This window comes from Candidatus Enterococcus murrayae, from assembly GCF_017315985.1.
Taxonomy (GTDB): domain Bacteria; phylum Bacillota; class Bacilli; order Lactobacillales; family Enterococcaceae; genus Enterococcus_A; species Enterococcus_A murrayae.
Genome location: NZ_JAFLVR010000032.1, coordinates 39354 through 61559 on the forward strand (window position 1 = coordinate 39354; position 22206 = coordinate 61559).

General features: G+C 43.6%; 20 protein-coding genes. 11 read left to right on the plus strand and 9 right to left on the minus strand.

Annotated features, from left to right (window positions below; translation table 11 throughout):
• Positions 1 to 28: 28 nt before the first annotated feature.
• The gene (locus JZO85_RS14035; protein ID WP_207109158.1) at positions 29 to 1180 is read left to right on the plus strand and encodes a hypothetical protein; all 1152 of its coding nucleotides are present in this window, start codon (positions 29 to 31) and stop codon (positions 1178 to 1180) included.
• 75 nt (positions 1181 to 1255) lie between these two features.
• On the opposite strand, the gene JZO85_RS14040 is transcribed toward JZO85_RS14035, so the two are convergent.
• Together JZO85_RS14040 and JZO85_RS14045 are read right to left on the minus strand one after the other, a co-directional pair.
• Positions 1256 to 2551, minus strand: a complete 1296-nt coding sequence (locus JZO85_RS14040) for a PTS sugar transporter subunit IIC (protein WP_242550370.1) — start codon at positions 2549 to 2551, stop codon at positions 1256 to 1258.
• A 333-nt stretch (positions 2552 to 2884) separates the two neighbouring features.
• Positions 2885 to 3598 (minus strand): GntR family transcriptional regulator, encoded by a 714-nt coding sequence (locus JZO85_RS14045; protein ID WP_207109160.1) that lies wholly within the window; start codon positions 3596 to 3598, stop codon positions 2885 to 2887.
• A gap of 222 nt (positions 3599 to 3820) precedes the next feature.
• Here JZO85_RS14045 and JZO85_RS14050 point away from each other — a divergent pair, with 222 nt between their 5' ends.
• Positions 3821 to 5239: a glycoside hydrolase family 1 protein gene (locus tag JZO85_RS14050; RefSeq protein ID WP_207109161.1), complete on the plus strand. Its 1419-nt coding sequence runs from the start codon at positions 3821 to 3823 to the stop codon at positions 5237 to 5239.
• 69 nt (positions 5240 to 5308) lie between these two features.
• On the opposite strand, the gene JZO85_RS14055 is transcribed toward JZO85_RS14050, so the two are convergent.
• Positions 5309 to 5641, minus strand: a complete 333-nt coding sequence (locus tag JZO85_RS14055; RefSeq protein ID WP_207109162.1) for a hypothetical protein — start codon at positions 5639 to 5641, stop codon at positions 5309 to 5311.
• Between the two features lie 142 nt (positions 5642 to 5783).
• Positions 5784 to 7718: a PTS sugar transporter subunit IIA gene (locus JZO85_RS14060; RefSeq protein WP_207109163.1), complete on the minus strand. Its 1935-nt coding sequence runs from the start codon at positions 7716 to 7718 to the stop codon at positions 5784 to 5786.
• A 253-nt stretch (positions 7719 to 7971) separates the two neighbouring features.
• On the opposite strand from JZO85_RS14060, the gene JZO85_RS14065 reads away from it, so the two are divergent.
• From JZO85_RS14065 to JZO85_RS14090, 6 genes are all read left to right on the plus strand, one after another.
• On the plus strand, positions 7972 to 8433 hold the full coding sequence (locus JZO85_RS14065) for a PTS sugar transporter subunit IIA (protein WP_207109164.1): 462 nt from the start codon (positions 7972 to 7974) through the stop codon (positions 8431 to 8433).
• Complete coding sequence (locus tag JZO85_RS14070; RefSeq protein ID WP_010746876.1) at positions 8430 to 8753, plus strand: PTS fructose transporter subunit IIB; 324 nt, start codon at positions 8430 to 8432, stop codon at positions 8751 to 8753. The genes JZO85_RS14065 and JZO85_RS14070 overlap by 4 nt, the downstream gene beginning before the upstream one ends.
• A gap of 18 nt (positions 8754 to 8771) precedes the next feature.
• Positions 8772 to 9872, plus strand: a complete 1101-nt coding sequence (locus JZO85_RS14075) for a PTS fructose transporter subunit IIC (protein ID WP_207109165.1) — start codon at positions 8772 to 8774, stop codon at positions 9870 to 9872.
• A gap of 347 nt (positions 9873 to 10219) precedes the next feature.
• A complete protein-coding gene (gene mngB, locus JZO85_RS14080; protein WP_207109166.1) occupies positions 10220 to 12895 on the plus strand; it encodes a mannosylglycerate hydrolase in 2676 nt (891 codons plus the stop codon).
• 26 nt (positions 12896 to 12921) lie between these two features.
• Positions 12922 to 13800 carry a fructokinase ScrK gene (scrK, locus tag JZO85_RS14085; RefSeq protein WP_207109167.1) on the plus strand — a complete coding sequence of 293 codons (879 nt, stop codon included), beginning with the start codon at positions 12922 to 12924 and terminating at the stop codon, positions 13798 to 13800.
• A 168-nt stretch (positions 13801 to 13968) separates the two neighbouring features.
• Positions 13969 to 14394 (plus strand): phosphate-starvation-inducible PsiE family protein, encoded by a 426-nt coding sequence (locus JZO85_RS14090; RefSeq protein WP_207109168.1) that lies wholly within the window; start codon positions 13969 to 13971, stop codon positions 14392 to 14394.
• Between the two features lie 68 nt (positions 14395 to 14462).
• On the opposite strand, the gene JZO85_RS14095 is transcribed toward JZO85_RS14090, so the two are convergent.
• Positions 14463 to 15338, minus strand: a complete 876-nt coding sequence (locus JZO85_RS14095; protein WP_207109169.1) for a sulfite exporter TauE/SafE family protein — start codon at positions 15336 to 15338, stop codon at positions 14463 to 14465.
• 119 nt (positions 15339 to 15457) lie between these two features.
• Entirely contained in the window at positions 15458 to 16324 is an 867-nt protein-coding gene (locus JZO85_RS14100) for a LysR family transcriptional regulator (protein WP_207109170.1), read from the minus strand.
• Positions 16325 to 16461: 137 nt separating this feature from the next.
• On the opposite strand from JZO85_RS14100, the gene JZO85_RS14105 reads away from it, so the two are divergent.
• On the plus strand, positions 16462 to 17001 hold the full coding sequence (locus JZO85_RS14105; RefSeq protein ID WP_207109182.1) for a prolyl-tRNA synthetase associated domain-containing protein: 540 nt from the start codon (positions 16462 to 16464) through the stop codon (positions 16999 to 17001).
• A gap of 206 nt (positions 17002 to 17207) precedes the next feature.
• On the opposite strand, the gene JZO85_RS14110 is transcribed toward JZO85_RS14105, so the two are convergent.
• From JZO85_RS14110 to JZO85_RS14120, 3 genes are read right to left on the minus strand one after another with little or no spacing between them, the layout of a single operon-like run.
• A complete protein-coding gene (locus JZO85_RS14110; protein ID WP_207109171.1) occupies positions 17208 to 18776 on the minus strand; it encodes an L-serine ammonia-lyase, iron-sulfur-dependent, subunit alpha in 1569 nt (522 codons plus the stop codon).
• Between the two features lie 12 nt (positions 18777 to 18788).
• Positions 18789 to 19001 (minus strand): tautomerase family protein, encoded by a 213-nt coding sequence (locus tag JZO85_RS14115; RefSeq protein WP_207109172.1) that lies wholly within the window; start codon positions 18999 to 19001, stop codon positions 18789 to 18791.
• A gap of 45 nt (positions 19002 to 19046) precedes the next feature.
• Entirely contained in the window at positions 19047 to 20033 is a 987-nt protein-coding gene (locus JZO85_RS14120; protein ID WP_207109173.1) for an ornithine cyclodeaminase family protein, read from the minus strand.
• A 146-nt stretch (positions 20034 to 20179) separates the two neighbouring features.
• On the opposite strand from JZO85_RS14120, the gene JZO85_RS14125 reads away from it, so the two are divergent.
• Together JZO85_RS14125 and JZO85_RS14130 are read left to right on the plus strand one after the other, a co-directional pair.
• Entirely contained in the window at positions 20180 to 21106 is a 927-nt protein-coding gene (locus JZO85_RS14125) for an FAD:protein FMN transferase (RefSeq protein ID WP_207109174.1), read from the plus strand.
• Between the two features lie 435 nt (positions 21107 to 21541).
• Positions 21542 to 22030 (plus strand): rhodanese-like domain-containing protein, encoded by a 489-nt coding sequence (locus JZO85_RS14130; protein WP_207109175.1) that lies wholly within the window; start codon positions 21542 to 21544, stop codon positions 22028 to 22030.
• The last annotated feature ends 176 nt before the right edge of the window (positions 22031 to 22206 follow it).

Here is a 22206-nt window from a genome sequence, read left to right on the forward strand (position 1 = left end):
TCGAATAAGGATTTAGGAGGAAATGAGAATGAAAAAGTATTTATCAAGTGTTTTTGTCGCAGTCGCTTTACTGCTGGGCTGCGCGCTATTTGTCCATGCTGAGGATGTTGCAGCTGCGACTTTGTTAAGAGTTTATAATCCCAACTCAGGTGAGCATCATTACACAGCAAATACAAATGAACGTAATCATTTGGTAAAGGTTGGCTGGCGAAATGAAGGAACCGCCTGGGAAACACCTGCGAAAGGAGCGGCTGTTTATCGTTTGTATAATCCAAATAATGGCGGTGATCACCATTATACTGTTAATGCAAATGAGAAGAACCACTTAGTAAAAGTTGGTTGGCGTTATGAAGGTGTCGCATGGCAGTCTGGAGGCTCCGTTCCGGTTTATCGCTTATACAATCCTAATGCAAAGACCGGAACCCATCATTACACATTGCATGCTAGTGAAAAAAATCATTTAGTAAAAGTCGGCTGGCGTTATGAAGGAGTGGGCTTCTATTCTACCTCAAGTCAGGCAGGAAATAATAACTCCGGCTCCGGAGTCGCTCCAAGAAAAGTGGATGTAAATATCACTGGACTTGGCGGTGTTGAGCAGGGTGTTTCTGGTTCATATCGTTTATTGTATTCAAATAAACCTTTTGATCAAGCCAATTTAAGTGGGAATGCAACAATCGATTTTTCAGCAAATGTTACAATGACTGGAAATAAGAGCGACTATGAAATGCAGTTTGTTGTGGCGGGAAATGGCAAAGCCTGCGGTCAAGTTGGGGTAGGGCTGCACTATCAAGCAGGCTCGGATGCTAATTTTGCCCAAGGAAGAATCAACACGACCAATATCAACTTCCCGGCTAACGCGGGTGTGTATGGCCAGCAATACTATTCAGTCAACACCAATGCGCCACGAATCGCTAACGGTCAAACAGTTCACCTGCGAGTGAAGTATTTCGCTTCAGGTTATATGCAAACATTCGTTAACAATACGCTAGTCGGTCAGTACAAAACGAGCTTGACAGCAGGCGGCGGGGCTTATATCTTACATGATACGACCAACACACCAGTCAAAATTCGTAATTTAAAGGTCTTGAGAGACGGCAAAGATGTGACGAAGAGCGGCAGACCATCATTTGCGAATACTAACTATGATCATTCAAGCGGCTCTGTTTCTGGTGCGTATTAAAACTGAAATACTAAAAGAATAAAACAAAAGGCAGGCAAAACTGATTATTCATCAGTTTTGCCTGCCTTTTGTTTATTAACTGATCGTTTTAGCGTCCGTTTCGGTTTGAGCCATTTTAGCTGTTACGTGTTCATCAATGCGTAGGAAAGGCAGATAGATAAACACACTTACTGCGATGATAATAATTTGCAGTACTGCTGCGCGCCAATCGCCTCCGGTTGCTAAGAATCCTGAGATGACCGGTGGCGTGGTCCAAGGTATTTGAACAACGACATGATTGATCAATCCTGCGGCTGTTGCAAAATAAGCCGTAACCAATGAGAAGATCGGAGCTAGGACAAAGGGAATGATCAAGCTTAGATTGAACACGATCGGCAGGCCAAAGATGATCGGTTCACTGATATTAAATAGGGCTGGAGTGACGGACAATTTAGCGAAATCCTTGTAATCTTTTCGACGGCTAAAAATGAAGATTGCAATTAATAAAGCGATCGTATTTCCCGAGCCGCCCATTACAGCGAATGTATCCTTAAAGGCCATATTGATAATGTGAGGAATTTGTTCATGATTGGCATACGCCGCCATATTTTCCTGCATATTTTGCAACAGGAATGGGTCAAGCAGTGAACCAGAGATAACCGCTTGGTGGATACCGAAGCCAAAGAACAGGTTCGCGATCGAAGTGATCAAGACGAAGCCAGGCAAGCCAGTAGTGATGTGGCTCAATGGACCTGTGATCGCTTTAGTGATCAGACCATTCACATCCATGTTGAAGAGCTGGTTTACACCAAATGAAAGAATCGCAAATACTGTGACAGTGATCATGATTGGGATCAATACGTTGAATGATTTCAACACAGCTGGCGGGATATTTCCCGATAACTTGATCTGTAATTTTTCATTGGTAGATAATTTGATAAATAGTTCAGTTGCTAAGAGACCAACAAAAATGCCGACGAACATGCCAGAAGCACCAGTATGTGAGCCAGGTATAACGCCTGTAACCTCGATGGCTTTCTTTGCATTTTCTGGTGTGAACATTGTTTTCATCGGTGTCAAAACGATGAATGTTGAGATCGACACTAAAACTGCTGCGATATGATTTGTATAATTTCTGCTGACACACATATGATAAGAAACTGCAGCAACGACTAGCAGTGTGGTGATACTCAACGTGCCGTTGGCGATCGACATCCCGATTTCTTGGACCTTCATCAAAGTAGCAGGATCAATGATTTTTCCCATGAACCCAGTCGGTTCGAGGATAACGTAGTTAATCAGAGTAACGAATCCGGCCAGCATCATAAAGGGCATGAAAGTAGCAAATGCATCACGCAGTGTCCGCATATGGATTTGATTGCCTAGCTTCATCGCGATAATACCAAAACGTTCAAAGAGCTGTTCCTTTTTATTTGTTTTCTCCACGGTTAGATTCTCCTTTTTCCATTTAATGTGCTCATTTTCCAATTAGCTGCCATTCAAACTAAAGCATCTTCTCCTTTTCTTGTATTAAATACTTGTTGGGTGTTCTTTCCGTATTCTGTGAAAAGCTGGAATGGTCTCCTAAATAATTTATTGCTTGTAAGCACTTTCCTTGGTTACATAATAAAACGGATTTCAGAAAAAGTAAATACCTTTTTATAAAAATATATATCTTTGTTCAAGAGGCAATGAAAAAAGAGCTGAATTTTTCAGCTCTAGCGCTTAATTCTCAACAAACACAGCTTCAAAAATAAAGTCTTGATACAGATGTCGTGTGATGGAGTATTCAAAAGGTGTGCCGTTTGCAAGTGAGACACTCTTTTCAATCTCGATCATAAAATCTCCGATATCTATTCCTAGGATTTTGGCATCAAACTCCGTTGCCAGCACTCCTTTCATCCAAACATGAGAGGCGTTGATCTCTAAGTGCAGCTCCTCGCGAATATAGGAATAAACGGATTTTTTTAGATGCTTCGGCTCCAATCCAGGGATAATGGATAGGGGCATAAAGGTCTGTTCCAATGAGTACGGCTGCTGATCAACAAAACGGCTGCGGACGATATTGTAGACGTATTCCTTCTCATCCAGCTGCAATTTCTCAGCCACTTTTTTTGAAGGCAGTTCAATCGAAAATGTATGGATCTCAGAATCAACGTGGTCCTCACCAACTACACTCATTAAGCCTTCGCTAGGACCGAATACTTTTGAATTATCGATTGGCTTTCGTAAAACTTCTGTACCAAAGCCGCTCCGACTATGAAGAACCCCTTCAGAAACGAGCATATCCAACCCTTTTTTAACAGTTAGCTTACTAGTGTTATACTGTTTCGCCAGTTCAGGACCGGTCGGCAACTTTTCTCCGATGGCATAAGTACCATCCTCTACTTTTCTTTTTACGTCTAAATAGACTTCCATATATTTAGCATTCTTTCTCATCGCTACCTCCTTGAACAAGCAATTAAAGATATAAATAATTATATACTTTTCCCATGTTTTAGCAATGCTTTTCCCGTTAAAAGAATAAATAAGTTTTAAAGATATATATTTTTAAAATAAAAACTATTCCATTTTTTAAAGAGCGATGGTATGATGAAATGGCATTCAAGAAAGCGTCAACTTTTTAGAAAAATGAATCCACTCAAGATAAAGGAGGATACAATGAATAAACAGCAATTAACATTTCCAAAGGATTTTTGGTGGGGCTCTGCTTGGTCAGCGGAACAAGCAGAAGGTCGGGGTGAAACAGGAAAAGCAGAGACTGTGTGGGAGCGTTGGTATAAAGAGCAGCCCTATCGTTTTTATCAAGGCATCAGTTCAGAGACGACGACCGATCATATCCATCGGTACAAAGAGGATGTACAACTGATGAAACAAACAGGGCATAATTCATTTCGGGTCTCGATTTCTTGGGCACGGATGTTTCCAGCAGATGGTACAGGTGAAGTCAATCCAAAGGCGATCGCGTTTTATCGTGAGCTATTTACCGAGATGAACGAAAACGGTATTAAGGTATTCGCAAACCTGTATCATTTTGATATGCCTGCAGTCTTACAGGATAAGGGCGGCTGGGAATCAAGAGAAGTCGTGGAGGCGTATGTGCACTTTGCCGATACTTGTTTTAAAGCGTTTGGTGATCTGGTGTATCATTGGTTCACCTTTAATGAACCGTTAGGGCCGATCTTGGGTTCCTATTTAGAAGACTTCCATTATCCTAATATCATTGATTTTAAACGCGGAGCACAGGCTGCTCATTTTACTATCTTGGCTCACGCCAAGGCGATCGCGGCACACAAAAAGCATCAGTTAGACAGTAAAATCGGGGTCATTTTAAATTTGAGTCCAACATTCCCGCGAAGCCAGAATCCTGCCGATGTGAAGGCGGCAGCGATTGCGGATCTATTTTATGTGCGGAGCTTTCTCGATCCGATGGTTAAAGGGGAGTATCCAGAAAAGCTGGTGGCACTTTTACGGGATCATGACCAGCTGCCAGCGGATTATACAGAAGAAGACTTGGCTTGTATCAAAGAGAATACCGCTCAAATTTTGGGGTTGAACTATTATGAACCGCGCCGTGTAAAAGCCCGCTTAACAGCTATTAATCCAGAAGGGCCATTTTTACCTGACTGGTTCTTCGAAAATCATGTGATGCCGGGTCGTCGGATGAATGAATACCGCGGCTGGGAAATCTATGAAAAGGGCATTCATGATCTATGTATGGATATTAAAGAAAATTATGGAAATATCGAATCCTTCATCTCAGAGAATGGAATGGGTGTGGCAAGTGAAGAGCGCTTCATGGATGAGACGGGGCAGGTGATCGATGATTACCGCATCGAGTATATTCAAGATCATTTAGCGTATCTTTGGAAAGCAATCAATGACGGCTGTAATATCAAGGGCTATCATCTGTGGACCTTCATTGATTGTTGGTCATGGATCAACGCGTATAAGAATCGCTACGGCCTAGTTTCACTTGACCTGCCGACACAAAAGCGGACAATCAAGAAAAGCGGAGAGTTCTATAAACAGCTCAGCGACCAGAACGGCTTTGAGTATGATGTTGATCGGCTAGTATAACAAATAAAGCAATCAATCTGAAAAGACTGATTGCTTTATTGAGCGTTTTTAGAATCATAATAAGACGTATCATTTCAAATACTCTTTTCTAAGAAAGGCAAAAGGCGGCTTGCTTATTTTGCCGTAGATGTCAGGAGTCAGGCAGTCAACATGGACATCTGGGTAGGCATCCAGCTCTTCAGCATACTCCTTCAGCATTGGAACTAAAAGCAGCCTATCAATATCAAACTTTCGCAGTATCTGCCTAGCTTCGGCTATCGTAGCAGGGCGCCAGTCATGATCCGGAAATAAGTCCGCGATATTTTTGATCATATCGGAAGTGGCGTAATCCGTTGCAAGAGAGCCCCAAAGCTTATCCTTTTCCGGTTTATAGTGGTGGACAATCAGCAATGCTTTCTTCATAAGAAGTTCCTCCTTTAGAAAAGCTGGGAAAACAGGGATTTTATACTTAGCCTTATTCTAACCAGCAGGTCCGGCTATTTCAAATATCAAAAGCTGCTTTATCCTTTTAAAATCGAGGAGTTGGGAATTTTCCCAGCTCCTTTTATAATTGCTTGATATGGGTTAAAAAGCTTTGATAGTCGCTTTGCTGCAGGATCGCCTGTTGAATATCTTCTCGTTCCATTAATTCCAAGAGCAGGCTGTAAATTTCTTCAGTGTCTTCGTAATCCTCTTTACTGATGGCAAATAGGAAGACGAATTTTACCAGATCACCGCTGCCCCAATCCACGCCATTAGGAATGACGGCTACAGATACAGCGGAACGTTTAGCTGATAAGGACATAGGGTGAGGGATCGCCAGCCATTCATTGATATTCGTTTGATTGATCGCTTCTCGTTTCATAATGCTGTCATGAAAATCCTCTGGAACGAAATTTTTTTGAACCAATTGCTGAGTCATTTTTTTGAGCAGCTGCTCTTTGCTTTCACTGTCCTCATGAAGATAAAACTCTTTATGAAATAAAGAATAGATCTCGCTTTTCGCTCCTTTAAAATTTTCTATAAAGGGTTCGATTTTAACGATTTCTTTATCTAATTTTGCCATATTAATGTAAATGTGGGGAATACTCAATTGCTCCAGCGGCACTGTCGTAATGACAAAATCAACAGCTGCTAGATCACACTGCTGCAGCTCTACATAGGAAAGACGATCCACTACCTCGATGGTTTCTTGATAGTACTTATTAATCTTGGCCTCGATGATGCGGCTCATAGCACGACCAGTTCCGCAGACAAGAATCACTCGATATTTTCGATGATTGCTGCTGGAGTTCCTTTCCATTGCACCTGCGATATGCAGGGCGATATAGCCGACTTCATCCTGTGAGAAATACAATCCGTGTTTTTTGCCCAATATTTCCAAATGAGTCAGGCATAAGTCATAAGCCTGCGGAAAGGATTTTTTGATGGTAGCCAGCAAAGGATTGCTGCGTCGTGCTTCCATTAAATTCATATTGATAAAGCCTTCGATATGAGAAGTCAGGTCCTCCACCAGCATCTTATCTTCGATCCAGTCAAAATTCGATGTCCCCTTGATGGCCTGAAGCAGCTCAGCGACGATCGATTGGGCTGTCTCGGTGGAAGAATGACTGGTCGCTTCGGTCTCAACTAACCGCGGCGCATTCAGAGCTAAATAATAGGTAAAGTATTCCTTTTCTTCATTTGTTAACTGGACATCAAACGCTTGGTCAAGCTCAGCTAGAAAATGACGCAGTGCCTTTTGAGCGTGCTGCTTTAGGCTTGGCACACGTAGAGGAAACTCAGACATTTCATGGCCCGCTAAAAAGCGGCTGAGCGCCAACGCAAAGTGAGAAAGGATATTTTTATGGTAATAATCAGAATCCAATAACTCTAAAGGTGCGAGGTAATCCAGCTCCAACTTTTGTAAGAGCTCCAGGTCGATATTATCAAAGAGAGCCAATTCCATCTCTGTGAAGCCGATGAGGTACTCCTGCAAATCTTTTTCGATCAGCAAATCACTGATTGCCTGCCGTTTCGCAAATTCATTTCCTAAAATCTCAAAACCAATGTTCGGACGATTGACGATTTTTAATTGATAGCTCAACAGGTTGTCGCGGGCAGTTTTCAAGTAGGAATAAAAGGTATTCTTACTAATGAACAGCCGATCCAAAAAGTCATCCAAGGATAAAGGGCTTTCATTTTTAAATAGAAGAAAGAGCAAATAGGCCTGTCGTTCTTCACTGGTGGTCAAAAAGGAATCTGCGGAAGACATACTTTCTGTCCACCAATCGTTGAACTGTTCCTTAGAATGAACCGTCAGCAAATATCCTTGTCCTCGAACAAGAGTGATCGCGGCACCAACATTGCTTAATAGATCATTGAGATTGGCAATATCTGTCCGCACGGTTCGCTCGGAAATCGAAAAGCTCTTGGCTAACTCCTTCATCGGCAGCGGTGCAGTTTGTTTGGCTAATAATTCTAATAGGTCATCTAATCGTTGATAAGCAAGCTTCGACACCTTGGTTCACCTCCGGTACTTAACCCAATCATACAATATAGAAGAAAAGATTGAAATTGTTCTGCCGTACTGCAATTTTCCAAAATAGTTGGCAATCCTTTTGGAAAACGCTTTACTAATGATTGCCAAATTAGTTGGAAATTGGAAGTGTTTACATGAAGGGCAGAGGATCGTAAAGTAAACGTGTAAAGAGAAACACAACCCATTCGTCATCCTGAATGGGTACTCAAATGACAAGAAAGGAGCTTCCGATATGGACTTTAAAGAAAACAATATCCTTTTAGATGTGGCGGTCGCCTCGAAAGAAGAATTATTTGAAGTCATTGCGAAGTATGCTTATGAATCGGGGTATGTCGCGAACGCGGCTGAAACCTGTGCAGCGTTCAATGAACGGGAAGCAGAATATTCTACCGGACTGCAAGACGGCTTCGCAATCCCGCATGCAAAATCCACGGCTGTATTAGAACCGGCAGTATTGTTCATCCGTTTACAGCATGAAGTCGAATGGGAGACCTTCGACGATTCCGCGGTAAAAAATGTTTTTGCCTTGATGGTTCCGAAAGAAGATGAAGGAACAGTCCATCTGGAAATGCTGAGTCGTTTAGCAACGGCTTTGCTAGAAACAACGTTCATACAGCAGATTCAGCAATCAGAAGATAAAACAAAATTAGTCGAATTGATCAAAAAAGAAATGATTGGAGAGAGGATCATATGAAAATCGTAGGAATTTCCGCATGTCCGGCAGGCTTGGCACACACACCGATGGCAGCAAAAGCTTTAGAAAAAGCAGGGGCCAAATTGGGCTATGATGTCAAAATCGAGCAGCAGGGGTCATTGGGACAAGTCAATGAGATCACCGCAGCAGAAGCAAAAGAGGCAGATTTTTTACTGTTGGCAACAGATCAAAAGGTCGTCGGTTTGGAACGTTTTGAAGGGAAACCGCAGCTTCGAGTGAATATCAATACCTGCATCAAAGCACCAGAAGCTGTTTTGAAAAAATGTATCGCTGCTGTTCAACAAAGACAGGCAAATTAAAGAAAAGGGGCAAGGATAATGAAGAAAGTTCTAGCAGATTTAAAAGGCCACCTGATGAGTGGAATCAGTTTTGTACTGCCGTTGATTATTGGAGCGTCTCTAGTCGTTGCGATCCCGAAAATGATCGCGTTGGGCATGGGGATAACGAGTTTAGATCCCTATGCAGAAGCTGAGGGCTTCAAGCATGCACTTTATCTGATCGAACAGGTTGGTTGGACCGGGATCGGCTTGATCAATACTGTATTAGCTGGATTTATTGCGTATTCTATTGGAGACAAAGCCGCGCTAGGCGCTGGGTTTATCGGCGGTGCGGTTGCGACGAGCACAAACGCCGGCTTCTTAGGTGCTGTAATTGCCGGATTTTTAGCCGGCTACTTAGTAAAATGGTCGAAAGAAAAGATCAAATTACCGGAATCCTTCTCAGGTGTTATGCCGCTAGTGATCCTGCCGTTGATTGCCACATTATCAGTGGCGATCGTAATGGGCGCACTATTATCCGAACCGCTGGCATGGATCAATACTAGTCTTGTCGATTGGATCCGCAACATGATCGAAAATGATGTGAATAAGATCTTGCTTGCGATGATCATGGGGGCAATGATCGGTTCTGACTTAGGCGGACCAGTCAATAAAGCTGCATGGATGGCTGGAAATGTGCTGTTGGCAGAAGGCGTCTATTTACCAGCAATTATTGTAAACGTAGCGATTTGTGCAGTTCCATTTGGTTATGCCTTAGCGACGGTTTTCCATAAAAAACGCTTCAACAAGGAATTATTAGACGCAGGACGTAACAACTTTGTCATGGGATTCATTGGAATTACAGAAGGGGCCATTCCCTTCACACTTGTTAATCCATTAAAATTAGTTCCTATCAATATGTTAGGAGGCGCGATTGCTTCTGGACTAGGGATCGCATTTGGCATGTACGCAAAAATGCCGCCGGTTGGTGGAATCTACGGCTTCTTTACAGTCGGGAACGGCTGGGCTTACTTGCTAGGGCTATTCATTGGGGCTGCCTTTATTGGATTTGTTGCGCCACTATTCGTTAATTTCAACAAACAGGAAGAAAAAGCAGAAGAGATCGAATTAGACGATATCGATATCAGCTTTGAAAATTAAGCAAAAATTTTGCTAAACCAAATAAGAAAAAAATGAATAGGCACTGACGCTGAAAAACGTTGAGTGCCTATAGAAAAACTACATTCTTTACAAGTTAAATAATTATTATTATGAGTGTTTTGATGTCCGGCTTCACGAACTAGCTTTTTCGGCAACAAGCGAAAATTTTGTTGCTCAGCTAACTCCAATGTAGGAAATCATTTTTCAAAAATCGTGAAAAATGCTTCTGACTGTGGTTACGCGTACCATTCCACTAATCACGCTGAAACGTGCAGTAGAACGGGTAAAAAGCTGAACGAGTTCGTGAAGCCTTTCTTATTATTTTAATAAACGAGAGGGATTTTTGCATGAAAAAAACAGTACACGTCGTACCTCACAGTCATTGGGATCGGGAATGGTATTTTACCACCAGTCGTTCAAAGGTGTATTTGATGCACGATCTGAAAAAGGTTTTGGAGCAGCTGGAAAAAGAGAATCCATACGAGAGCTTCATTTTAGATGGTCAAGCATCCTTGCTGGATGACTATCTGAAATGGCGTCCGCAGGATAAAACAAGGATCGAAAAACTGGTCAAGCAGGGCAAATTGATCATCGGCCCATGGTATACCCAAACCGATCAGCTGGTGATTTCAGGCGAAAGCATCGTCCGTAATATGCTGTATGGGATGAAAATCTGTGAAGAGTTCGGTGATTATATGAATGTCGGCTATGTGCCGGATTCCTTTGGCCAAGCCGCTAGTATGCCTCAGATTTATCGCGAGTTCGGTATCAGCGACACAATGTTTTGGCGAGGTGTGAGTGATGATGATGTGGCACATACGGAGTATAAATGGCGCGGGGAGGATGGTTCAGTAGTCAATGTTTATCAAATTCCTAGCGGCTATTACATTGGCGGTGCGATCCCAGAACGGGAAGCAGATTTAGCGGAGTTCTTACACCAAGAACCCTTTAAGACGACTTGGGGCCGCAGTGCAACGGATCAGGTCTATTTCCCGAACGGTTTTGACCAAGCCCCAGTGCGGGAGAACTTGCCAGAATTGGTCGATCAGATGAATCAGCTTTATCAAGATGAATACGAACTGCAATTTTCGACGATCGAAAACTATATCGAAGCAGTGAAGGCCCGTCAGCCTGAGCTGGAGGAAATCGCTGGTGAATTGATCAATGGCAAATTGATGCGCATCCACAAGACAATCTTCTCTTCCCGCTCTGATTTGAAGGCGATGAATACTCAGATCCAGCATTATCTGGTGAATGTGATGGAACCTGTTTTGACGATGGCGCTGCAATTAGGCTTCGAGTATCCAGTAGAAACGGTCAAGGAAATTTGGAAGCTGATGTTTGAAAATGCCGCCCATGATTCGATCGGCTCCTGTGTATCTGATACGACCAACGAAGATGTCTATATGCGCTACAAGCAAGCACGAGATATTTCTATGAACTTAGTGGAGCTGACCCTGCGTCAAATCGCGACGGCAATCAATAATCCGCAAGCGCAGGAAATCACGCTTACGTTGTTCAATACTTATGACACCGCGCGTGAAGGCGTGATCGAAGCAGAAGTCTATTTACCGCAAAAAGAATTTGCGCTCCTTGACCAAGCAGGGAATTCTCTGCCGTACACGATTTTAGAGCTGATCGATCAAACAGAGTATGTCTTGAATCAAGGCAACGTGCTGAATTCGGTCAAGGAAATCTATTTGCCGGAAAAAGTTTACAAAGCCAGAATCGCAATCGAAGCCAGCGAAGTACCAAGTGTCGGCTACACGCAATTAACGCTTGATCTCAAAGGTAACAGCAGTGCACCATTACAAGAGCTTTCAAAGAAAACCATCGAAAATGAGTATTATCGAATCACTATGAATAAAAACGGCTCATTGGATATTTTGGACAAAGCCAATGAGGTTCTCTATAAGAACCAAGGAATCATTGAAGAAAATGGCGATGATGGCGACTCCTTCAACTATTCGCCGCCTGTTAAGGATTTTGTGGTTTCATCGGCGGATGCAGAACCAACAATCACGATTCGACAGTCAGATATCTATCAGTCCGTAAAGCTAGAATTTTTACTAACTGTTCCTAAAAATTTGACTGAACGTGCGGAGAAAAAGGTTTCTGTGGACATGCCGCTCGTTTTTGAACTCGCCTTAAAGAAAAACTCGTCGATCATTGATTTCAAACTGACCGTTGAAAATCAAGCAGTCGATAGTCATCGTGTGTGTGTGCTATTTGATACCGGGATCGCTTCGAAATTCTCGATCGCTGATCAGCAATTCGGTACGCTGCAGCGCCCAGTGGTCTTTGAAAAGGAAATGGCGCTTTGGGAAGCCAACAAAGAGCAATGGAACGAACAGCCGATAGCGATCGAGACATGCCAATCATTTGTCGGTTTATTCGATGAAACACATGGTGTTGCGGTCATGCCAAAGGGTGTGAGGGAGTATGAAATCATTGGCGAAGCATTCGATACGATTCGCCTAACGATCTTCCGAACCTATGGCTTTATGGGGAAAGAAAATCTGATGTACCGTCCAGGCCGGGCTTCCGGTGAAACGGTGATTGCGACTCCGGATGCGCAATGTCATAAGACTATGAGCTTTGATTTTTCGGTGGCTTATATTGCAGCAGGCTTTGATCAAGCAAATGTGGCACAGCTGGCGAAACAGGCAGTAACCCCGATCGAAGTCTATCAATATGCGGAATTTTTGAATTCTCGGTTGATTTTCACTTTGGGTGATGTCATGCAAACGTTGCCTGCAAATTTCAGCCTTTTAGAAATCACAGGCAATTTAACCCTAAGTGTCATAAAAAAAGCCGAAGATCGCCCAGGCTATATTCTGCGTCTTTATAATGGATTATTAGCAGAAGCAGGCCAAGCCGCGATCACCTTCAATCACCCAATCAAACGAGCAGAAAAAGTTGACTTGAAAGAAAAAACAAAGGAACCGCTGACAATAAATAATGATACAATAGAGCTTGAGAGCATCGGGCACGCGAAATTCGTGACCTTGTATGTGGAATAAATCTAAATGATTGTGAGTGAAGCTTAGTGGAAAAATTATTTGGCGGAATCGAAGCCGGCGGTACAAAATTTGTTTGCTCAGTGGGAAATAATGATCTAGAGATCCTAGATCGGGTCAGCTACCCAACGACGACACCCGATGAAACGATGAGTTTAGTGATCGGATTCTTCAAGAAATACGCAGATCAGCTAGTCAGTATCGGTGTCGGTTCATTCGGTCCGATCGATATTCATCGCGATTCAAAAACTTACGGCTACATCACTTCAACACCCAAATTAGCGTGGCAGAATTATAACTTTGTCGGTGCGCTGAAAAAAGAATTTGATTTACCGATTGCCTGGACAACAGACGTAAATGCGGCCTGCTATGGCGAATACGTGAAGGGCCGCGGCGATGGGGTCAACAGCGTTGTATACTATACGATCGGTACAGGTATCGGCGGCGGAGCCCTGCAAAAAGGGAACTTCGTTGAAGGCTTCAGCCATCCGGAAATGGGTCATGTGCTGGTAAGCCGTAATCCAAAGGACGATTTTGAAGGAAGCTGTCCCTTCCACGGACATTGCTTAGAGGGCATGGCAGCAGGTCCAGCTATCGAAAAACGGTTAGGCCGTAAAGGGCAAGAGTTGAGGGAGGACGACCCTTATTGGGAGATCGAGGCGGATTACATCGCACAATGTGCATACAACACGACTTTGATGTTCTCACCAGACGTGATCATCTTTGGCGGCGGTGTGATGCAGCAGGAGCACTTAGTCAAAAAAGTTCGCGCCCGTTTCAAAGAATTAGTCAATGAGTATGTGAAAACACCTGATTTGGAAGACTATATCGTGACCCCGGCACTTGGTAACAATGCTGGTACGATCGGCTGTTTAGCTTTAGCCAGAGAAGTAAAATTACATTCATAGATAGTATGAGAGCCGCCAATCGTTTTTGGCGGCTTGTTTTATTTTGCTATTTCAGCGCCTGCGATACGAAAAAATAAGCAGGATTTATCACGAGTTAGGCGTATTTTTTCTGATTTGATTGAAGAATTGTTATAATTTAAATGAAAAAAATCGAATGGAGGAGACGCGATGAAAGAAAATTACTTTTTAAAATTTGAAAAGGCGATCAGCACGATCGTTGATATTTTATTGGCTTTATTGATAATTGTCGTAGTGATCGTTATGGGCGAGGGAATCTTCAACATTGTTTTGCATGTCATCCCATTGAACAATGTTTCCGAGCTGACCCTATTGATCGAGGAAATCGCGACACTCTTTATTCTGTTGGAAGTCATTTTGATGCTGCTGCGCTATATCAAGGAAGGACATCATATTCCGGTACGCTACTTGATTTTGATCAGTATCACGGCGATCCTGCGGGAGCTGCTATTGGCTCATGGCAATGGGACCAATTCTCTGCTGCTATCGATCTCCATTTTGGTTCTAGTGGGTGTTTTATTCATCTTGGAAAAGGTCAAAGCCTTTCATAAGGGCGAAGGCAGGATGGAAAAATAAAGAAGGGCTCCGTACCAGAATTCTGGTATAGAGTCCTTCTTTAATGCCTCAATGTAACTAAAAATTCATTACGCTGTTGCAGTTTTGCGTGATTTCAGAATGTATTGAATACCGGTATAAAAAATAATGACAATAACTAAATAAGTGACCATTGAAATGTCTAAGTTCATCAAGAATTGAGAAGCGATGATAACGCCGGGAATACCGCCGATCGTGATCGCTAACGCAATTTTTCTAGAATAGGCCTTTTCACGAATAAAGTTGATACTTGCGACTGGTTGAAGTCCCGCACATGAACACATCATGATTGGAAAAGCAGCGAGGGGTGTCATTCCCAGCATATAGACCATTGCCATACAAGGTGCGTACAAACCAACACCGACTGTCATCAATGCACCAAATAAGAAATTACCGATGATCCCGACAACTAGTTTCGCACCAGTTAATCCCATTGCAGTATTTCCTTTACCTAATAATGCGATCACTTCAGTTTGACGCAACAGCATCAAAACAGCGGTGATCAGGAGCGCCCAGCCGATCCATTTCTGAACGGCCGTTTCCGATAATTTTGTCACGAATTTAGAGCCGAACCAAGAGCCGACGATCGCCGCCAGAATCAAGGATACTAACGTCAGCGCATCTACTTTGATAACTGTGACGAAAATCACAGCTTCAGTCAATACAGGGATCGCATGTCCAACATTTAAAATCCCCGGTAATTTTCGGTCATCATTGTTTTGCTTTGTGATGTTCAACATCATCGTGGTTAGTGCAAAACTCCCAATTCCGATCGTGTCCGCAAAGTCAGCGATAAATCCAATGATCCCGCTGATCAGCCAATTTCCTGGTCCTAAATCATCACGATGGGTCACAACATCGCGTACAAGCATGATTGCTTGAAAGATCATGAGACCAATCAAAACATAAAAAATAATCTGTGCCATAAGTCCTCCCGTGGGTCTTTTTTTTATAATTATAACAATAAACAAAAAGGAAAAACCACAAAATTCGAAATTTTTGTGATTCATTGAACTATTGAGGCGGAAAATAAGCCCTTAATAGTTCAACATTCAAGAAAATTTTTGAGAAATTCTCGGCTGGCTAAAGAGAGCAGCGATTTGTTGCGATAGAGAATGCCAACTTTCCGATAGACTGGCGCAGCTAATGGCCGGGTTTCAACCTGATAAGCGATCCGTTGCAGGATCAAGCTTGGCAAAATGCTGATTCCTAAGTTTTTTTCGACCATCGCTAAAATCGAATAATCATCCCATGTCCGAAATTTGATCTGCGGCTGAACCTGAGCCGCAGCCAGCAGCTCAGTAATATCTGAAGTGCCTTCGCGTTCCAAAAGAATGAAGGGCTGTCCCTCTAAGTCCGTTACGCTGATGTGCTCTTTAGCTGAAAAGGGATGTCCCTTTGGCAAAACGACCAGCTGCTCATCGTCATGCAGAAATGTTTCTTCCAAATCATGGGTAGCCGGTAAGCGTGAAAAGCCAAAATCAATGCGGCCATCGACAATCCATTGCTCGATTTCCTCATAGTCGCCCAGCAATAATTCAAAATCAATTTTAGGATAATCTGTTTGGAAGCTTTTGATCGCCTCCGGCAGCCAATGAGTAGCGACACTGGAGAAGGTCCCGATACGAATCAAGCCAGTATCTAAATGCCCGAGCTCTGCCAGCTGGTTTTGCAGAGTTTGGTATTTTTCTGCCAGCTCTTTAGCGTAGGGCAAAACATTCATTCCGTCAGAGGTCAGTCGAAGGCCCGCTCGATTTCGTTCCAGCAGAGTGATTCCCCATTCCTGTTCAAGATCATTGATCATTCGGCTGATGCCGGATTGGGAATAATTTAAAATCTTTGCCGCTTTGGTAAAGCTGCCTAATTCAACAGTCTTTACAAAGGCGATGTATTTCTGAATGTTCATATCCATAACGGCTGCTCCTTGCATCTGTTTTCGTCATGTTTAACATGATAAAAATTCGTTTTTGTAATCTATGATTCTATGATAAATTACTGCTAATAGTTATTCAACAGCAAACAGACAAATGAAGAATAGGAATGAGTAAAATGGTTTTAGTAAGTGACGCTTATACAACAATACCAACAACTTTTGAGACGCCGCTGCAGGAAAAGGTTTATCAAACCCTGCAAGAATTGGACATGGCTTTTCAACGAGTGGAGACAGACGAAGTCATTACGATGGAGGATTGCCAGCAGATCAATGAACGATTGGATATGGAAATGGTGAAGACACTATTCTTATGTAATCGCCAAAAAACGAATTTTTATCTATTCGTGACCTGCGGTGATAAGCCCTTTAAATCCAAGGAATTTAGCCAAGCCTTAGAGATTGCCCGAGTTTCTTTTGCATCGGCAGAGCAGATGGCCTCGATGCTGGGAACAAAGATCGGTGCGGCGACTATTTTCAGCGGCTTGCTGAAGGAGGCGGATAAGGTCCAGCTTGTTTTAGATAAAGCGGTTTGTGAGCAGGAATATTATGGCTGCAGCGATGGCACGACAACCGGTTATTTGAAGCTGAAGACCGAAGAGGTGCTGCAGAAATTTTTACCTTATGTAAAACGGCAGCCGAAGATTATAGAGGTGTAAGAAAAGCAACAGTTAAATCGGTATGTGAGCAGAGACGCTTATATGCTGATTTTTTCGTTGCTGCTTGCCAGTTCTTAAACGTTTAGCCAAGCTTTGCTGCAACTAAGTTAGTCGTGACTAAGTTCTTTGCTAAACGTACAAAAAACAAAACAACGTCGCAGCTACTCACCCTAAAAGGAAATAGCTGCGACGTTTATTTATCTTAGCTAGCAGCAATCCAACGGACAGCCTAAGCGTTCGGCGATCGCTAGACCGGATGGTGTTTGAGCCAATCCGGCATGCCCGGTACAGCGTAATTCAGGCGGGATCATTCGACCGACCTTGTTAAAGCTTTCGATCGTCTCATCTAATGGAACGACCACATCATAGCCGGCCAATGCCATGTTGGCAGCGCCAAGCGCATTCATGCCGCACATCATATTCTTCCCAAGACAAGGAACCTCTACACGCACACCGATCGGATCACAAACCATACCGAAAATATTTTGCAGGGCCATTGAAGCAGCATCGACAGCCTCTTCGATCGTACCACCCATTAGTTGGACCAACGCACCTGCGGTCATTCCTGCTCCTGAGCCGCATTCGGCCTGACAGCCGGCGACCTCTGCGGCAAACGTGGCATATTCAGCGATGAAGACACCAATCATTCCGGCAGCTAACAAGGCTCGGACTAAGTCGTCGTGAGACTTTTTCTGGTAATCACTGACTGCGACTAAGGTGCCCGGCAATGCGCCGCAGGAGCCTGCGGTGGGTGCCGCGACAAATACATTCATCGAGCTTTTGACTTCCATCAAAGCAGAGATGTTTTCGATGATTTTTGCCGGCAGGTCATCACCGATTAATTTTTTTCGATTCTCTTGGATTTTTGGAGCCTGAGAGCCCAACATCCGATCGTCATAGGAGGTACCTGCCAGACCGACCTTGATCCCATTTTCCATGATCTCAAGAATCGCTTCGGCCTTTTTGTAGACCTCTTCTTCGGAAATACTGCCGCGATGGCTTTCGTAGCGCAGGGCCATATCGGCTAAGTCCAGCTGTTCCTTTTTCGCCAATGCAATCATCTCTTCAGCGGTTGAAAAAAGCATCTTTGGTTCCTTTTGCGACATGACTGGCAGCACAGGATCAAAGGCAATGAAACGCTCGACCGTCATCTGCTCATTCAACCAAGTCCTCTCACTGTCTGGAATAGCCTGTTGCGTTTTGAGATGCAGCAGGGTTTTGCCAGCCTGCTGTTTAACGACCGCAGAACAAAGCTTACTGATTTTTGCAGACAAATCCGCTTCCGTTACCTTTATCTCATCACCGAAGAGCAATGTTTCATAAAAGCCGCCGGTGACTTCGACCGCAAAATGGTTGATCTGTGGAATCTCGATCATTCCGCCGCCGACAGAAAGAGCGACGACCTCCAGCTCCTCGCCAAGATCGGTTTTGATCGTCATCTTATAGGTATTGGGATGATCGTTTTCATAAGGAACAATGCGGAAAACAATCTCCATGCCGTCGTCTTCGGCAATAGTGATCGCACGAGTGAGACGGCTATCGGTGGGGTCCATCCCCAGCAAACCGCCGACTAAACCGATGTCGGAGCATTGTGTGATGTAGCTTGCCGCCAAAGAGCCCTCTGGGTCAAAGTCAGCCTGAAAATAAGTGATCTTCCCAGCAACCATTTGACGTAAAGCACGACCAATTCGGACAGAAGCAGCAGTATGAGAACTTGAAGGCCCGATCATTACCGGACCTAGTACATCATTGAAAATGCTCGCATGTTCTTTCATTCGTGCTCCCCCTTAGAAATCCGCTTCGATATACACATCTTCACCAGCAATTTCATCATCGATCACGTCTTTCCATTTTTCTGGTGCGATTTCTTTGAAGGAAACAGACACGACGTTTGGTTCGCAGCCTAGCTCCTTAACGACAAAAGCCTGCAGCTTGTCCGCAAACTCCTGTTTCACTTCTTTTGACCGACCTGGATATAATCTGACTGATAAATGTGGCATGAATAAATCCTCCTGTTCATTTTTTTCGTTTATGACGCTAATATATTAATTCAACTCTGTTCCAACTTTTTCTTCAAGGGCCCGTTCATAGATTTTTTGAGCAGTGACCAAATCCTGTGCACCGATCCCAACAGTTTTGAAAACGATGATCTCTTCGTCATTTTCACGACCGCCGATTTTGCCCATTAATACCTCACCGATATCGCCAGTGAAGTCGTCTTTGGTAATCGTGCCGTCTTCTAACGGAATCAAAATGTCGCCCGCTTCGGAAAGCACCGCTTCCTCTGAATCAAAATAAATCTTGCTTGCTCGTTCTAAAATCACCGGGTCCATTTCCTGCATATGCGGCTGATAAGAGCCGACACAGCTGACTGTCGCACCCGCTTTGACCTTGCTGCCATCAAAAACAGGAGAGGTGGCAGGCGTAACGGTGATGATCAAATCCGCATCGCTGATAGCTTCATCAGACGTCGATGCTGGTAAAATCTGCGTACCGTAGTCCTTCAGCTCTTCATTCATTTGCCCAGAGAACTCTTTCGTCCGTTCTGGATTCTGATCAAAAACATAGACCGTCTCCAAATCACGAGCGCAGATCATTGCTTCCAATTGAGCTGCAGCCTGTCCGCCGGTTCCGATCAGTGCGCCTTTCTTAGCCTCCTTGCGGCCTAAAATATCAAAAGCAACGCCTGAAGCAGCTCCCGTTCGGAATTGGGTGACTGTTACACCATCTAGCAGAGCATTCACATAACCAGTCTTGCCGTCCACCAGCAGAACCTGCGCAGGAGCCGAGGATAGCCCTTTGTCGATATTGTCTGGGAAAATATTGATGATCTTTAAGGCTGCCGCATCCAAATCAGGCACATAGGAAGGCATGAATAGAAAGGACCCATTTTGCTTTTCGGAAACGATCTGCGTGCGCAAAGGCACCTCCGTTTTGTCTTCGCTAAATAGCTGGAAGGCTGTTTTGTCCGCTTCGATGGCGTCCTTCATAGTAAAAATTTGTTTGATGTTCTCACGAGATAAAAGTAGCATAGTATCCTCCTTCATGATTTTTCTTTCACAATTAATAGTATAAGCGATTACATGAGCGGTTTCAAAGCAATTCCAGAATTTCTCCTTTTGTTCTGATCAGAAATCTATTAAGCTGATTAATAAGAGATCAGGAAAGGAACAGGAACATGAACGAAAGAACACTGCACTTAATGGGAACCGTCATCAAGCTTTGGCTCCAGCATCCGAAAGCGGAGGCGTTATTGGATGAAGCAGAGGAGCGGCTGCGGGACTTTGAACAGCGCTTCAGCGCCAACGCAGAAGACTCTGAACTAATGAAGATCAATCATCAAGCAGGGATCGCGCCGGTCAAGGTGGATGAGGAGTTATTTGAACTGATAACAATCGGCAAAGAACAAAGTCTGGTAGCAGACAGCGCATTGAATATTGCTATCGGTCCCTTGATCCAGGAATGGCGAGTCGGTTTTCAGGATGCGAACTATCCTTCTGCGGAAAAAATCCAAGAGCTGCTTCCTTTGATTGATCCGTCAGCGATTCAATTAGACGAGGAGCAGCAGACAGTCTATTTAGAGCAAGCAGGTATGGCAATCGACCTGGGGGCATTGGCAAAGGGCTACTTTGCGGATAAGATCATCGCGTATTTCAAAGCAGCCGAAGCCGAAGCTGCCTTCATTGATCTTGGCGGAAATGTGCTGACCTATGGACCAGCCCCGCAGCGAGCAGAAGGCCGCTGGCGCATTGGTATTCAAAATCCCTTCCTGTCGCGAGGGAATTATGTCGCTGTAGTAAAAGCACAGAATGAATCCATCGTGACCTCTGGCATCTACGAACGAAAATTTGAATGGCAGGGGCAGACCTACCATCATATTTTCGACAGCCGGACCGGTTACCCGATGCAAACCGATTTAGCCAGCTTGACGATCGTTTCTGAAAAATCCTTAGACGGTGAAATATGGACCACGCGGTTATTTGGAAAGAATGCCCGCGAAGCTTTAGCCGAGCTTAATCAGCTTGAAGGGATCGATGGGATCATCATTACTACCGACCAGCAGATGGCCTATAGCTCTGGCTTGAAGGATAAAATCGACCTCTGATGGACAGGCATGAGAAGCAGCGCTCATGTCTTTTTTTTATTGGAAATTTCTGTGATTTTATCCAATCTTTCTAATCAATGTAAAATATTTCACAATGTTCTGTCCTATTTTCCAAATGTTATTGAAAAAGCGTTTTCTTTTCTATATACTTTGGGAGGAGATAACCCTTATATTGTGCGCAGGAGGTGGAAGAAATGGCAAAACGACTATGACTATGAGGCCAAATTTTACTTAGAGTCTCTAAGCGAGTGTATTTAGCTTTCTTTCCCTCAAACAATTTATTTGTGTGATTTAAAACACAATCCGACGCTCTTACAGCATACATACAAAGCGTGTATGTCTATTTGTGCGGTAATTTTTTTGATGGATGGAAAGCTAAAGCTCATCAAGCAAGTAATCCACACAAAAAATGAAACCGAAAGAAGGATTTAAACAATGAAAAAACGAATGAGTGCCTTATTGATCGCTTTAGCAATGCTTGCATTAGTATTGACAGGCTGTTCAGGAAACGATGACAAGAAAGAAGAAAAGAAAGACCGTGCGGAAGCCGACATCGAATGGCAAATGATCTCACCTGAAGATATGAAAAAAGTAGTTGAGACAGAGGATTCAACCGATTATCAAATCATTGATATCCAGCCAGAAGCCGACTACGACAAAGGACATTTACCAAATTCGATCAGTGTCCCTGCCTATCCAGTAGATACGGAGGAATTAGAGAAGCTTGTCGTTGACAGCGCTGATGATTTCAAAGAAGGCGACAATCCAATCTATGTTGTATGCCCAGGCGGCGGTGGCGGTGCCAAACGGACGATTTCCCTGTTGATTGATGAAGGAATCGACGAGTCACGCCTGTTCATCGTTGAAAACGGTGCGAAGAAATGGCCATATAAAGACGACAGCAAGCTTTGGGTGACCGATTAATAATGGAATTTCAAGGAGCTTTCCTAATGGGAGAGCTTCTTTTTTGCCTGTATTTCCCTTCAATGAACAGGCGTGATAGATAGAATAGGAAGACCATAGAGATGGAGTCATCCATTTCTATGGCCTTCTTTACAACTTTCCAATCATTCCCCATAGATCTTCTACATCATGAAAAA